Raw genomic sequence first — 14598 nt, 5'->3', positions numbered from 1 at the left:
TAACCAAAGAGACGAAATCATTCGTCTCTTTTTTTGTCATTAGATGATGTCGTTCATCTCATTTCCCACTTTTCACTTCCCGCCTCTAATTTCCGGAAAGACAGACACAAAAAATTGGAAAAACACATACATTTTAAATACACGCAAATGTTTTTAAAAAAGGACGTATAGAAGGCATAAAATTCGGCAAGAATGGGAATATGGAGGTGGAAGAAATGAGTTCATCACATACATCAGGGGAAATGTGTTTAATATGTGAAGAAACAAAAGAAAACGGCATTCATATTCTTCATCAATTTATTTGTCAGGAATGTGAAGAAAAAATTGTTGCAGCAGAACCAAACGATCCATATTATCAATTTTATCTCCAACAATTACGGAAATTAAAATTAGTGAATTCTACATTATAAAAACAGGTGAGAATGCCTGTTTTTTATTTTTTCTATGTTAAAATAAATAAAAGTACATTAAAGGATTTTAAACCATGTCTAGTAAAACACCAATTTATGATGCATTGGTCCGGCATAGCGAAAAATCGCGCTGGTCTTTTCATGTCCCCGGTCATAAAAATGGAAAAATCGGGATTGGTCAACATTTTTCATCTATTTTGCCGCTTGACCTTACAGAGCTGACAGGGCTTGATGATTTGCATGAAGCTACAGGTATCATCGATGAGGCACAACGATTAACGGCTTTATTCTATGGGGCCAATCATAGTTATTTTTTAGTCGGTGGGAGTACAGCAGGGAATCTCGTCATGTTGTTATCCGCCTTTCAAGAAGGCGACGCCGTGCTTGTGCAGCGCAACTGCCATAAGTCGATTATTAACGGCCTTCATTTAGCGAAATTGCGCCCTGTGTTTATCACTCCTCAAATTGATCCTATCGGCAAATTTGCAACGGGTGTTACATTATCCACTGTAGAAAAAGCGTTTCAACAATATCCAGAAGTAAAAGGGCTTGTTTTAACTAATCCCAACTATTATGGAATGTCAATGGACTTATCACAGATTGTCCAATTCATGCATTTGAAAGGACTGCCTGTTTTAGTGGATGAAGCACACGGAGCCCATTTTGGCATTGATGATCGGTTTCCAACATCGGCTTTGTCTTATGGCGCTGATCTTGTTGTACAATCGGCACATAAAACGTTGCCCGCGATGACGATGGGGTCTTACCTACATAGCAACAGCTCCATTATAGATGAGGAGAAAATCAAATATTATTTACAGGCCGTTCAATCGAGTTCGCCTTCTTATCCTATTATGGCTTCCCTTGATCTGGCAAGGGCCTATTTAGAAAGTTTAACGGAACAGCGGATTTCGAGGATTTTATCGCAAATTTCGAGTTTTCGTCAGGGGTTAAATGATATTCCTCAGATTAAAGTGGTAGGGGCTTCTTGCAATTGCCAAATGGATCCGTTAAAAATTACGGTACAAAGCCGATGCTGCCTCTCGGGCTACCAGCTGCAAGAAAGACTGGAGGCGTCTGGCATTTTTACCGAGCTTGCTGATCCGTACAATGTTCTTTTTGTTATGCCGCTCGGGGAAATTAGCCAAATGGATGTGCTTCTTCAAACGATAAAGAGTATTTTAGCGAATGAACGAGTAATAGAAATCGATTGCTTGAAGACAAATTCGAGCGAAACGATCAGCATGTTAGAGCTGTCTTATCAAGAGATGTTAAGCAGAAAATCAGTTGACCGCCCGATAGCCGAGGCAAAAGGGGATATAGCGGCTGAGTCCGTTATCCCTTATCCGCCAGGAGTTCCATTGATTGTTAAAGGGGAACGAATTACGAAAGAGATGATTGATACGTATCATCACTTGCTTAAAATGGGGGCCCGTTTTCAAGGCTGTCATCATGGTCAATTAAAAGTTTATATTTAAAAGTAAGGAAGATTGCGACGTGAGAGGATTATTTATTACACTTGAAGGTCCTGATGGTTCAGGGAAATCAACACAAATCAAAAAACTTGCCCATTATTTTGAAGAGAAAAACGTTCCATATGTCATAACACACGAACCGGGTGGGACGCCAATTAGTGACAGAATTCGTTCTCTTCTTTTAGATCCAGCGCATAAAGAAATGGCGGATGAGACCGAAATTTTATTATACGCTGCCTCACGGGCACAGCACGTTAAAGAAAAAATCATGCCGGCGTTAGCGGAAGGGCGGATGGTCCTCTGTGACAGGTTTGTTGATGCTTCCATCGCTTATCAAGGGTATGGATTGGGTGCGGCGATTGAGACCGTAAAAATGATTAATAGGTTTGCGACTGGCGGACTCGTTCCGGATCGTACATACTTAATCGATATTTCCCCAGAAGAAGGACGAAAACGGATGATCAACAGAAATTCAAGAAGCGGCCTTGATCGAATTGAACAAAAACAATTGGAATATCACGAAAATGTGCGGGCAGGATTTCTTCAATTATATAAGCAATCGGAAGAGAGAATTCTTCTGATCGATGGGGCTAGGCCGGTAGAAGACGTTTTTCAAACGATTCGGGAGGATGTTGACAGACTGATAACGAACTTTAAGTAAAAAACGAGGAGGGCTTTTTTATGAAAATGGTTATAGCAGTTGTACAAGATAAGGATAGTAACCGTCTGGCGGATGCGCTTGTCAAGCATCAGTTCCGCGCAACAAAACTTGCCTCAACGGGAGGATTTTTAAAGGCTGGGAATACGACGTTTATGATTGGCGTCGAAGACCACAGGGTGGATGATGTGCTTGAAATCATTAAGGAAAATTGCCAGAGCCGGGATCAACTTGTTGCCCCAGTATCGCCTATGGGTGGCAATGCCGATGCTTATGTTCCTTACCCTGTTGAAGTAAAAGTAGGCGGTGCAACTGTATTTGTTCTCCCCGTTTTAAACTTTCAACAATTTTAATTTTGATAAACGTAAAGCACTTTTTTAAGAGAAGGAGGGAAATCATGGGCTGGGAAGAATTGCGTAAAAAACAACCGAGAGTCGTTAAAACATTAACCAATAGCCTTAAAAAAAATCGCCTGGCTCATGCTTATGTATTTGAAGGGGGCAATGGCACGGGAAAAATGGAAACGGCTTTAATGCTTGCGCGGGCATTTTTATGTCGTGAAAAAAATGGGGTTTCTCCCTGCGGCGAGTGTTCTGACTGCAGAAGGATCGATTCTGGAAACCATCCGGATGTCCATATCGTCTCGCCGGAAGGTCAGTCGATTAAAATCGACCAAATTCGCGGGTTGCAAAAAGAATTCTCCTATCACGGTATGGAGTCAGAGAAAAAAGTCTATATCGTTGAACATGCTGATAAAATGACCGTCCAGGCGGCAAACAGCCTGTTGAAATTTCTTGAGGAACCTACATCGCCAACCATTGCCTGTATTTTAACGGAACAAGTGCACCGATTGCTTGACACGATTCTTTCCCGTTCCCAGGTACTGTCCTTTTCTCCACTGCCACCTGATCTATTAGTGGAAGCATTAACAGAAGAAGGCATCTCTCTTCCACTGGCGAAAATAACAGCTGCGCTAACAAATGATAAGTCGAAAGCGCACGAAATTTGCCGTGAAGAGTGGTTTGCACAAGCTCGTGACAAAGTGATACAATTGACTGAAGGGCTGAGAAACCGTCCTAACCATGTTCTTGTCACACTACAGGAAAATTGGTTGTCTCTTTTTAAGGAAAAAAATCAGCTCGACATCTTTTTAAGCCTATTATTGATCTGGTATAAAGATCTTTTATTTATACAGCTTTCAGAGCCGGACAAACTTATTTTCATTGATCAGGAGGATCGGTTAAAGGAACAGGCGCTACAAAATTCACAGAAACGCCTTAGTGAGAAGATGCTCGCAATTTTGACTGCCAAGCAGCGTCTAGGGGCAAATGTGAACCCCCAGGCTTTAATGGAACAGTTAGTGCTACGATTACGGGAGGGATAAAAGTCTGTGTATGAAGTAGTCGGTGTCCGCTTTAAGAAAGCGGGTAAAATATATTATTTCGATCCCGGGGATCTCGAAATAGAAAAAGACACCTTTGTCATTGTTGAAACAGCAAGAGGAATTGAATACGGAAAAGTTGTCATTGCAAAAAAGCAAGTAGAGGAGCAGGATGTTGTTCTCCCCTTAAAAAAAGTCGTTCGCAATGCCAATCAAAAGGACATGCTAACTGTAGAGGAAAATAAAGCAGCTGCAGAGCACGCGTTTGAATTATGTACGGCGAAAATCGAAGAACACAAGCTTGAAATGAAATTGGTCGATGTGGAATATACGTTTGATCGAAATAAAGTTATTTTTTATTTCACGGCCGATGGAAGAATCGACTTTCGCGAACTCGTGAAAGATCTTGCTTCCATCTTTCGAACACGTATTGAACTCAGGCAAATTGGAGTTCGGGATGAAGCGAAGATGCTTGGCGGAATTGGCCCATGTGGGAGGATGCTTTGCTGCTCCACGTTTTTAGGAGATTTTGAGCCGGTTTCGATTAAAATGGCAAAAGATCAAAATTTATCATTAAACCCGGCCAAAATTTCCGGTTTATGCGGCCGTTTAATGTGTTGTTTAAAATATGAAAATGATTATTACGAGACTGTCAAAAAAGAACTACCTGACATTGGCGAAGCAATCGCCACACCTCATGGAAAAGGTCGTGTTGTGGGGTTGAATATGCTTGAGAAGCTTGTTCAAGTTGAGTTAACGGAACTGGAGAAAATAACAGAATACACACTGGATGAGCTTGTAAATATGGATGAATTATATACACAAGCTACAGAATAATGAGGTGGATGGCACGTGGAGAAAGATCAAATTTTTTCCCAGGTGACCCATATGGAACAACAACTAGCCGAGTTAACCGAGCAACTCGGGTCTTTGAAATCACACCTGGCTGCATTACTTGAAGAAAACTACCATTTAAAAATGGAAAATTATAATTTAAGGAAGGCTTTAAAGAAAGAGGATAAGCCTGCGCATACCGATGAACAAAAGCCGACAAAAGAGAAAGAAGGGGCGGATATCGGAGAAGGATACGATAATCTTGCCCGTCTTTACCAGGAAGGGTTTCATATTTGCAACATTTTTTACGGAAGTGTGCGAACCGAAGGGGATTGTATGCTTTGTGTAGAGTTTTTAAATAAAAGGTAGGAGTCTTTCCAAGAATTTTGTTGGAAAGGCTTTTATTTTAAAGAATTGGGTGTTGAAATGGAAATTGAGTTAAAAGATGATGAGCGTCTAGATTACTTAGTCGATCCACAGTTAAAAATCATCCAAAGCCCGTCTGTTTTTTCCTTTTCGCTTGATGCCGTTTTGTTAAGCCGGTTTGCTTATGTCCCGATCCAAAAAGGGAACATTATCGATTTATGTGCAGGAAACGGAGCGGTTGGATTATTATTAAGCCAGCGCTCAAAAGCGCACGTTACCATGGTGGAAATTCAAAAGCGTCTAAGCGATATGGCCCAAAGGAGCATTTCCCTTAACGGATTAGAGGAACAAATGAAAGTGGTAAACGGCAATATTATTGATATGCCAGAGCTTCTCGGCCACGGGAGATTTGATACGGTAACATGTAACCCTCCTTATTTTCGGGCGGTCAATAAAAGGGATTATAATGAAAATGAACATCTGGCCATCGCCCGCCACGAAATTTATTGTACGCTTGAAGACGTTATTTCCGTAAGCAGTCAATTGTTAAAGCAAGGAGGAAAAGCTGCCTTCGTCCACCGCCCCAATCGTTTAATGGATATTCTCGCACTTATGAGGAAATACCGAATCGAGCCGAAAAGACTTCAACTGGTTTATCCGAAGTCAGGCGAGGAAGCCAATCTGCTCTTAGTGGAAGGGATGAAGGATGGAAAACCTGATTTGCACTTACTGCCGCCACTCACCGTTTATAAAGAAAATGGCGAATATACATCTGAACTGAAGAAGGTTTTTTATGGACAGTAACTATTTTGTTTATATTCTCCAATGTAAAGATGGCACGTATTACACGGGTTATACAAATAATGTCGAAAAACGGGTGATGATGCATCAAGCGGGAAAAGGGGCAAAATATACAAGAGGGAGAACGCCGGTCAAACTTGTTTTTCAAAAGCGATTTCCAACAAAAGAAGAAGCAATGAGTGCGGAATATCAAATTAAGCGATTTTCTAGAGAACAAAAAGAGTTGTTAATTCAAGAAGGAAGTGGCACGTATGTGGCAACAAAAAAGCTATGAGTCTGATCATCCATCCGGGGTACTCTATCTTGTCCCAACACCGATCGGCAATTTAGAAGATATGACATTTCGGGCCGTCCGAACGTTGAAAGAAGTAGACAAAATTGCGGCGGAAGATACACGGCAAACGAAAAAATTGTTAAATCATTTTGATATCCATACACCGTTAGTCAGCTATCATGATCATAATAAAACAACAAGCGGAAATAAAATCATTCAAGCGTTAAATGAAGGGAAAAACATTGCCCTTGTTTCTGATGCAGGGATGCCGGCCATTTCCGATCCAGGGTATGAGCTAGTGGTACAGTGTGTTGCTGAAAAAATTCCCGTCGTTCCCCTTCCGGGAGCCAATGCTGCTTTGCCTGCCCTTGTCGCTTCTGGACTTCCGAACGATAGTTTTTACTTTTACGGCTTTCTGCCAAGAGGAAAAAAGGAAAAAAAGGAACAGCTTACCCATTTGGCCAATCTCCCCTTTACGCTTATTTTTTATGAAGCGCCGCATCGGTTGAAAGAAACCCTTCAATTCATGCATGACCACTTAGGTGATCGACACGTTTGCATTGCGCGAGAATTGACGAAGAAGTATGAAGAAATAATTCGTGGAACGTTGAGTGAAGCTTTATCGTGGTGCAAAGATTCGGAAGTGCGAGGCGAATTTTGCCTTATCGTAGAAGGAAATAAGGACGCTGCCAGCGGGCAAGAAGAAGAATGGTGGAGGCATGTATCGATTGTGGAACATGTCGAACATTATATGAAAGAAAAGGGCTTAACAAGCAAGGAAGCAATCAAACAAGTGGCAAACGACCGTCAATTACCAAAACGTGAAGTTTACAACACTTTTCATATTGAAGAAAAATAAAAAAAACGAAGTGGTTCATCCACTTCGTTTTTGGCTATTATTTATTAGCCGTTTGAAGGTATTTTTGAAGTTCATTCATTACTTCGCGAGCGCCTTCAGGGCTAAGAATGATTTTTCCGCCTGCAATTGTATAGTTATCGTCGGATACTTCCCCAGTAACAGCACAAGTCATGTTTGGTTTATACTTTTTAAGGATAATGCGGTCATCATCAACGTAAATTTCCAATGCGTCTTTTTCTGCAATACCAAGAGTTCGGCGCAATTCGATCGGAATAACGACACGTCCTAATTCATCAACTTTACGAACAATACCAGTAGATTTCATAATTTATTCTCCTCCTAAGTGAATTAAAAAATTTTTATCTCTAAAGTATAAAATCGTCAGAATTCGACAAGTGCTTTAATGTTTTTATCATAACAATATTTCCAAAAGCAGTCAACAGAAAAGCTTGTAATTTATTTACCCGGTTAAAGCACATGTTAATCCTGCAATGTTAATAAAAAATTGGTTTCATTATTATTACAACTCTTCAAAATAATCACTGGGAATTGTGTAATCCTAAAATTATGACAAAGTTCGACAAAATCATGTTTAGAATTTACTAATCTTGACATACATTTGTCTCTTTAGGTATATTTTGAAGGAAGATGGGTGCATAATGAAACTATTTATATAAAGCTTTTTCGAATGGTTTTTGTATTTTATGTCCTAAATTGAACATTTTTTTACACAATTTGAAGTTAAAGTTCACGACTACTCGGCTGAACGCCGAGTTTTCTACTAAACATACATATTAAGGGAGGTTTAATGATGGGAGAGAAGACGTTTTATATCACAACCCCGATTTATTATCCGAGCGGGAAGCTTCATATCGGACATGCTTATACGACGGTGGCTGGCGATGCGATGGCCCGTTATAAACGATTAAAAGGCTTTGACGTGATGTATTTGACAGGTACGGACGAGCATGGGCAAAAAATTCAACAAAAAGCAGAAGAAAAAGGGGTTTCTCCAAAAGAATACGTCGACGAGATTGTTTCGGGGATAAAAGAGTTATGGAAAAAACTTGACATTTCTTATGATGACTTTATTCGAACAACAGAAGAACGGCATAAGACGGTCGTTGAAAAAATTTTTAAACAGCTGGTCGACCAGGGGGACATTTACCTTGGCGAATACGAAGGCTGGTATTGTACGCCGTGTGAATCTTTTTTTACTGAACATCAGTTAGTCAACGGCAATTGCCCGGATTGTGGACGTGAAGTGAAAAGGGTGAAAGAAGAAAGCTATTTCTTTAAAATGAGCAAATATGCCGATCGCCTTTTGCAGTTTTACGAGGAGAACCCGGATTTCATCCAGCCTGAATCCCGCAAAAATGAAATGATTAATAATTTTATTAAACCGGGGTTAGAAGATTTAGCCGTTTCACGTACCTCTTTTGACTGGGGAGTGAAAGTTCCGGACAACCCTAAACATGTGGTCTACGTATGGATTGATGCCCTCTCCAATTATATTACCGCTCTGGGTTACGGGACCGAAAACGATGAAAAATATAAAACGTATTGGCCGGCAGATGTTCATCTCGTCGGAAAAGAAATTGTCCGGTTCCACACCATTTATTGGCCGATTATGCTCATGGCGCTTGATTTGCCGCTTCCGAAAAAGGTGTTTGCCCACGGCTGGTTGCTTATGAAAGATGGAAAAATGTCGAAATCTAAAGGAAATGTCGTCGATCCGGATACATTAATCGACCGATACGGCTTAGATGCACTAAGGTATTATTTACTCAGGGAAGTGCCTTTTGGTTCTGATGGCGTATTTACACCGGAAAGTTTTATCGACCGGATCAACCATGACCTGGCGAATGACCTCGGCAATCTTGTCAATCGTACGGTAGCGATGATTAACAAATATTTCGATGGAATGATTCCTGCTTATGAAGGAAATGTAACGAAATTCGACCAATCACTTGTTGAATTTGCAGGCGAAAGCATTCGGAAAACAGAGGCTGCGCTTGAGGACATGGAGTTTTCTGTAGCGCTCAGTTCCATCTGGCAGCTCGTGAGCCGAACAAACAAATATATTGATGAAACAGAGCCATGGGTGCTGGCAAAAGATGAAAATCGAAAAAATGAGCTAGCCTCTGTTATGTATCATTTAGCGGAGACCATTCGGATTATTTCTGTCCTGATTCAACCGTTTATGACCAATGCCCCGAAAAAGATCCGGGAACAGCTCGGCGTTCACGATAAACAGTTGATGTCATGGGATAGCATATACGAATTCGGCCAATTGCCAAAAGGGACAAACGTGCAAAAAGGAGCCCCTATCTTCCCACGGTTTGAGACGGACGTGGAAGTCCAATATATAAAAGATTCAATGGGTGCCAAAAGCCAGGCTGCTCCTCAAGTAAAGATAGAAAAAGAGGAAACCGAAGAAATTACGATTGATGATTTTATGAAAGTCGATCTCCGTGTGGCGGAAGTTGTCGAAGCGGAGCCGGTGAAAAAGGCGAATAAGTTGTTAAAATTACAACTTGATTTAGGGTTCGAACGTCGCCAGGTGGTTTCCGGTATTGCAAATTATTACAAACCAGAGGAATTAGTCGGTAAAAAAGTAATTTGTGTAACAAATTTGAAACCTGTGAAACTTCGAGGAGAACTGTCGGAAGGGATGATTTTAGCCGGTTCAACAGATGGCCAATTAACGCTGGCTACTGTCGATCAAAGCCTCCCGAACGGTGCGAAAGTTAAGTAAAAAAAGCGGGGAATCCCCGCTTTTTTTCTGTAATATTACAAATCCCCTGTAACGAAAGTGTAATTGAATTGTTAACCAAAGAGCTTATCATACTATGTTAAACTTTAAATCATATTTAGGAGGAAAGTCTCATGTTTGATACACATGCCCATTTAAATGCAGTCCAATTTCAAGAAGACGTTGAAGAAGTTATTGAGAGAGCATTGGCAGAAGGCGTTGAACATATCGTTGTCGTCGGATTTGATACGGAAACGATTCATGGAGCAATCAAGCTGGCTGAGAATTACGATTTTATTTATGCGGCTGTAGGCTGGCATCCTGTTGATGCGATCGATATGCGTGATGAGGATTTAAATTGGATTGAAGAATTAGCGAGCCATCCGAAAGTGGTTGCGCTTGGAGAAATGGGACTTGACTACCATTGGGATAAATCACCGAAAGAAGTTCAAAAAGAAGTTTTTCGCCGTCAAATACGGCTCGCAAAAAAAGTCAACTTGCCAATTATTATACATAATCGTGAGGCAACAAAAGATGTCGTTGATATTTTGCGGGAAGAAGGAGCAAAGGAAGTCGGCGGAATCATGCATTGTTTCAGCGGCAGCCTGGAAGTGGCGAAAGAATGCATGGACATGAACTTTTATATTTCTTTCGGAGGGCCGGTTACTTTTAAAAATGCGAAAAAACCGAAAGAAGTAGCAAAAGAAGTACCTATCGACCGCTTATTGATCGAAACCGATTGTCCGTATTTAAGCCCGCATCCTTTTCGCGGAAAGCGAAATGAGCCGTCTTACGTGAAGTATGTAGCAGAAGCGCTGGCTGAGTTGAAAGAAATGCCGGTAGAACAATTAATTGAAAAAACATCCGAAAATGCCAAACGGTTATTCGGCATTACTCGATAAAAGGTATTCCTATTTTTTATTCAAATCCAAAAAGAAGGAAGGGGGGATCCGAAAAAAGCAACTACATTTATTCTATAAGGGGGATTGATCATATGTTCAGCAACATAAGGGGGGTTTTTTCACGGTATGTGCGAAAAAAGTTACTTATGTCGACTGCAGCATGTATGGTGTTAGGGATAACAACAGGATTTGTAAGCTATGAAACTACGAAAAACGATGTGACCATTATCGTTGATGGGAAAGAGCATAAGGTACGTTCGCACGCCGATCGTGTAAAGGAATTGCTTCAAGAAAACGACATTCATGTCGACAAACATGATGTTCTAAAGCCTGGATTAAACACGCGTGTCAAAGATAATTTAAAGGTGACGTACATTCCTGCTAAAGAAGTTCATCTTAAAATCAATGATAAAGAAAAAACATATTGGACGACGAAAAAAACGGTTGAAGATTTTTTAAAGGAAACTGATTTGGATCTCAACCAACATGACCAAATTTCGCCCGGATTAAACACGGCTATTGCCAATGGGCAAACCATTACCCTAAAGCCTGCGTACTCCATTCAATTATCCGTCGGCGGGAAAAAAGCGAAACAAGTTTGGACCACTTCGACTACGGTCGCTGACTTTTTGAAACAACAAAATGTAAAAGTAGGAGATCTAGATAAAGTAAAGCCTGGCATGAATTCGTCATTAAAAGACGACATGAAGGTAAATGTCATCAAAGTAGAAAAGGTCATCGATGTAGTGGAAGAAGATTTGCCTTTCGATACGGTCACGAAGAAAGACCATTCCTTAACGAAAGGAAACAAAAAAGTCGTGAGGTCCGGCAAAAAAGGCCGGGTGGCAAAGCGTTATGAGGTCGTACTTGAAAACGGGAAAGAAGTTTCCCGAAAGCTTGTGAAAAAGAAAAAGCTTTCAGACAGTAAAGATAAAGTTATTGCTGTCGGAACAAAAGAGAGCCGCGATTTACCGGTTGTTTCACGTGGAAAATCGCATGCATCTTCCGGCCGGGAGTTTTATGTTGAAAGTACCGCATATACCGCCAATTGTGCTGGCTGTTCAGGGAGAACGTCAACAGGCTTTAATTTAAAAGCCAATCCAAATGCGAAGGTTATTGCCGTCGATCCCGGGCTTATCCCGCTTGGAAGTAAAGTATATGTAGAAGGCTACGGCTATGCTATCGCGTCCGATACGGGCGGAGCCATTCACGGGAAGAGAATCGATGTATTTGTTTCTTCCAACGCAAAAGCCAACCAGTGGGGACGTCGGACAGTCAAAATAAAAATTATCGATTAATGATTGTACAGGGGACTTATTCCTCTGTACTTTTTATTTTGCGAGCCGTTTAGCTGCTGTTTAGGTTATACTAACTTTTAGACGTCAAAACAAGACAAAAGGTTTCACTATTTTTGGAGGAAAAAATGAAAATTAAAGAAATTATCGTTGTAGAAGGAAAATGTGATACAATCGCCGTCAAGCGGGCGGTTGAGGCTGATACACTCGAAACGAACGGATCAGAAATCAGCCAGGCAACGATTGAACGAATCAAGCTAGCCCATGAAAAACGTGGCGTTATCGTTTTTACAGATCCCGATTTCCCCGGTGAACGCATTCGGAAGATTATTTCCCAAAGCGTTCCTGGCGTCCAACATGCTTTTCTGCCAAAAAAAGAAGCGATTGCCATCAATAATAAAGGTGTAGGGGTCGAGCATGCGTCAATAGAGGCGATTCGTGAAGCGTTAATGAATGTTAAAAAAGAGTATGTGGCCGATGAAGAAGTTATCTCATGGAATGACTTAGTATCGGCAGGTTTAATTGGCGGAAAACACGCCAAAGAAAGACGGGAAAAACTCGGGTTGCTTTTAAAAATTGGCTATATGAACGGAAAACAGTTATACAAACGGCTTAAAATGTTTCAAATAACTGATGAAGAATTTGCACATGCGATGAAACAAATTTTGCAGGAGGAACAATCATGACAAGAGACATTTCCACTCCTCAAACGACGAAAGAGATTATCGAGAAACATGGGTTTACCTTTAAAAAAAGTTTAGGTCAAAATTTTTTAATCGACAAGAATATTTTAGCGAACATTGTAAAAGCCGCTAACCTGACATCCGAATCCGGCGTTATTGAGATCGGTCCCGGGATTGGCGCATTGACAGAGCATATTGCGAGAAATGCGAAAAAAGTCGTTGCGTTTGAAATCGATCAGCGCCTCTTGCCAATTTTACAGGAAACACTTGCGCCATACAGCCATGTTAAAGTCGTCCATTCGGATATATTGGAAGCCGATGTTCACTCAATAATGGAAAAAGAATTTAAGAACATTCAAGACATTATGGTCGTTGCGAATCTACCTTACTATGTGACGACGCCCATTATTATGAAACTGTTAACGGATAAGCTGCCGATACGTGGGATTGTTTGTATGATTCAAAAAGAGGTGGCTGATCGATTGGCAGCAGAGCCAGGAACGAAGGATTACAACTCGTTATCGATTGCTGTTCAATATTATGCCACTGCTGAAACGGTATTAAAAGTGCCAAAGACGGTCTTTATCCCGCCGCCAAATGTCGATTCGGCGGTCATCCGGTTAAATTTAAGGGAGGAGCCACCCGTTCATGTTGAGGACGAGGCCTTCTTCTTTAAAGTAATTCGAGCCTCATTTGCCCAGCGCCGAAAAACGTTGTGGAATAATTTGCTGAACAATTTGATCGCAAAAGAAAAGCGGGAAGAATTAGAAGAAGCATTAAAAAGTGCCGGAATCGATCCAAAGCGAAGAGGCGAAACGCTAACGATCGAGGAATTTGCCAGGCTTTCAGATCGGCTCCTTCCGCTTGTGAAATAATATCATGTTTCTCCCCTTTGCTTCATATCTTTTAAAGATAAAGAATCCATTGAGACGAATACTTGCAATAGGGGGAGTAAAATGAAACTTGAAATTGGAGCCATTGTTGCAAGAACTTCTTATAAATGCGATTTGCTTTTTCGAATCATTGGCTTTAATGAAGATAAAACAATCGCGGAGCTCGCCGGGGAAGAAATGCGTCTTTTGGCAGATGCCCCTGTTGAAGATTTAGTGCAAATGAACGCAAGACAGCAAGATGAATTACGGAAAGCGGCACAGGAAAAAGTGGAATCTTCATATAAATTATTTCGCCAGGATTGTTTTTTGCTCAGGCAAAAACGGGAATACCTATCGACAAATGGGTATGAATACGATCAATCCTATTTTGAGCTCCCGGGGCGTGTGCTCCATGTTGATGGAGATCCGTTATATTTAAATAAATGTTTGGATCTTTATAAGCGATTTGGTGTTCCGGTTTACGGCATTCATATGAAAGAACCGGAAATGCCTGAGCGTGTCCCTTTTTTATTGGATGAAGTGCGCCCGGATATTCTGGTGATTACCGGCCATGATGCTTATTTAAAGAGCAAAGGGCTGATGTCAGATATTAACGCATACCGGCATACGAAGTTTTTTGTTCGGACGGTTCGCGAAATACGAAGGAACAATCCGCATCTTGATCATTTAGTCATCTTTGCAGGCGCCTGCCAATCCCATTTCGAATCGTTAATCAAAGCAGGGGCGAATTTTGCTAGTTCTCCTGCTAGAATCAATATTCATGCGCTAGATCCTGTATACGTTGTTTCTAAAATAAGCTTAACGTCGTTTATGGACCGGATCAATGTCATGGATGTTCTTCGCAACACGCTGACAGGCCGGGAAGGATTGGGCGGAGTCGAAACGACGGGCTTTTTACGAACGGGAATGCCAATTAAAAATTATGTCGATTATTAAATCCATCCAACATTAATTGGATGGATTTTTACATAATTTTGTAAAGTTGTTACATACTAAAGTGGAACAAATAATT

Annotated in this window: 17 protein-coding genes; 16 read left to right on the top strand and 1 reads right to left on the bottom strand. The window is 41.0% G+C overall.

The features are described from left to right. Window positions 1-215 precede the first annotated feature (215 nt). The 10 genes from WD019_RS20560 (at window position 216) to rsmI (ending at window position 7058) form a co-directional block, all read left to right on the top strand. Window positions 216-410, top strand: coding sequence for a sigma factor G inhibitor Gin (locus WD019_RS20560; protein WP_026678139.1), 195 nt, complete (start codon window positions 216-218; stop codon window positions 408-410). Between the two features lie 74 nt (window positions 411-484). Next, on the top strand, window positions 485-1888 hold the full coding sequence (locus tag WD019_RS20555) for an aminotransferase class I/II-fold pyridoxal phosphate-dependent enzyme (protein ID WP_425712663.1): 1404 nt from the start codon (window positions 485-487) through the stop codon (window positions 1886-1888). Window positions 1889-1907: 19 nt separating this feature from the next. Then, on the top strand, window positions 1908-2546 hold the full coding sequence (tmk, locus tag WD019_RS20550) for a dTMP kinase (protein WP_026678137.1): 639 nt from the start codon (window positions 1908-1910) through the stop codon (window positions 2544-2546). 20 nt (window positions 2547-2566) lie between these two features. Next, complete coding sequence (locus WD019_RS20545; protein WP_026678136.1) at window positions 2567-2896, top strand: cyclic-di-AMP receptor; 330 nt, start codon at window positions 2567-2569, stop codon at window positions 2894-2896. A gap of 44 nt (window positions 2897-2940) precedes the next feature. Further along, on the top strand, window positions 2941-3927 hold the full coding sequence (gene holB, locus WD019_RS20540; RefSeq protein WP_425712662.1) for a DNA polymerase III subunit delta': 987 nt from the start codon (window positions 2941-2943) through the stop codon (window positions 3925-3927). Between the two features lie 6 nt (window positions 3928-3933). Then, window positions 3934-4761, top strand: a complete 828-nt coding sequence (locus tag WD019_RS20535) for a PSP1 domain-containing protein (protein WP_026678134.1) — start codon at window positions 3934-3936, stop codon at window positions 4759-4761. A 15-nt stretch (window positions 4762-4776) separates the two neighbouring features. Beyond that, window positions 4777-5127, top strand: a complete 351-nt coding sequence (gene yabA, locus WD019_RS20530) for a DNA replication initiation control protein YabA (protein ID WP_026678133.1) — start codon at window positions 4777-4779, stop codon at window positions 5125-5127. A 57-nt stretch (window positions 5128-5184) separates the two neighbouring features. Beyond that, on the top strand, window positions 5185-5928 hold the full coding sequence (locus WD019_RS20525; RefSeq protein ID WP_425712661.1) for a tRNA1(Val) (adenine(37)-N6)-methyltransferase: 744 nt from the start codon (window positions 5185-5187) through the stop codon (window positions 5926-5928). Further along, a complete protein-coding gene (locus tag WD019_RS20520; protein ID WP_425712660.1) occupies window positions 5918-6199 on the top strand; it encodes a GIY-YIG nuclease family protein in 282 nt (93 codons plus the stop codon). The genes WD019_RS20525 and WD019_RS20520 overlap by 11 nt, the downstream gene beginning before the upstream one ends. Next, window positions 6177-7058, top strand: coding sequence for a 16S rRNA (cytidine(1402)-2'-O)-methyltransferase (gene rsmI, locus WD019_RS20515; protein ID WP_425712659.1), 882 nt, complete (start codon window positions 6177-6179; stop codon window positions 7056-7058). Before WD019_RS20520 ends, rsmI begins: the two co-directional genes overlap by 23 nt. A 37-nt stretch (window positions 7059-7095) precedes the next feature. Here rsmI and WD019_RS20510 read toward each other — a convergent pair whose 3' ends face one another. Continuing rightward, window positions 7096-7383 carry an AbrB/MazE/SpoVT family DNA-binding domain-containing protein gene (locus tag WD019_RS20510; protein WP_026678129.1) on the bottom strand — a complete coding sequence of 96 codons (288 nt, stop codon included), beginning with the start codon at window positions 7381-7383 and terminating at the stop codon, window positions 7096-7098. 486 nt (window positions 7384-7869) lie between these two features. On the opposite strand from WD019_RS20510, the gene metG reads away from it, so the two are divergent. From metG to yabG, 6 genes are all read left to right on the top strand, one after another. Further along, window positions 7870-9816, top strand: coding sequence for a methionine--tRNA ligase (gene metG / locus WD019_RS20505; RefSeq protein WP_425712664.1), 1947 nt, complete (start codon window positions 7870-7872; stop codon window positions 9814-9816). Between the two features lie 131 nt (window positions 9817-9947). Continuing rightward, the gene (locus tag WD019_RS20500) at window positions 9948-10715 is read left to right on the top strand and encodes a TatD family hydrolase (protein ID WP_026678127.1); all 768 of its coding nucleotides are present in this window, start codon (window positions 9948-9950) and stop codon (window positions 10713-10715) included. Between the two features lie 92 nt (window positions 10716-10807). Continuing rightward, the gene (locus WD019_RS20495; protein WP_035350925.1) at window positions 10808-12013 is read left to right on the top strand and encodes a G5 and 3D domain-containing protein; all 1206 of its coding nucleotides are present in this window, start codon (window positions 10808-10810) and stop codon (window positions 12011-12013) included. A 125-nt stretch (window positions 12014-12138) separates the two neighbouring features. Further along, window positions 12139-12696, top strand: coding sequence for a ribonuclease M5 (rnmV, locus tag WD019_RS20490; protein ID WP_026678125.1), 558 nt, complete (start codon window positions 12139-12141; stop codon window positions 12694-12696). Next, window positions 12693-13568 (top strand): 16S rRNA (adenine(1518)-N(6)/adenine(1519)-N(6))-dimethyltransferase RsmA, encoded by an 876-nt coding sequence (gene rsmA / locus WD019_RS20485; RefSeq protein WP_026678124.1) that lies wholly within the window; start codon window positions 12693-12695, stop codon window positions 13566-13568. Before rnmV ends, rsmA begins: the two co-directional genes overlap by 4 nt. An 81-nt stretch (window positions 13569-13649) precedes the next feature. Continuing rightward, window positions 13650-14522, top strand: coding sequence for a sporulation peptidase YabG (yabG, locus tag WD019_RS20480; RefSeq protein ID WP_026678123.1), 873 nt, complete (start codon window positions 13650-13652; stop codon window positions 14520-14522). Window positions 14523-14598 lie beyond the last annotated feature (76 nt).

The organism is Fictibacillus sp. Mic-4, assembly GCF_049843615.1.
In the GTDB taxonomy this organism is placed as follows: domain Bacteria; phylum Bacillota; class Bacilli; order Bacillales; family Fictibacillaceae; genus Fictibacillus_A; species Fictibacillus_A gelatini.
Note: the sequence above shows the minus strand (reverse complement) of the source record. Positions and strands in the feature narration are given on the sequence as shown.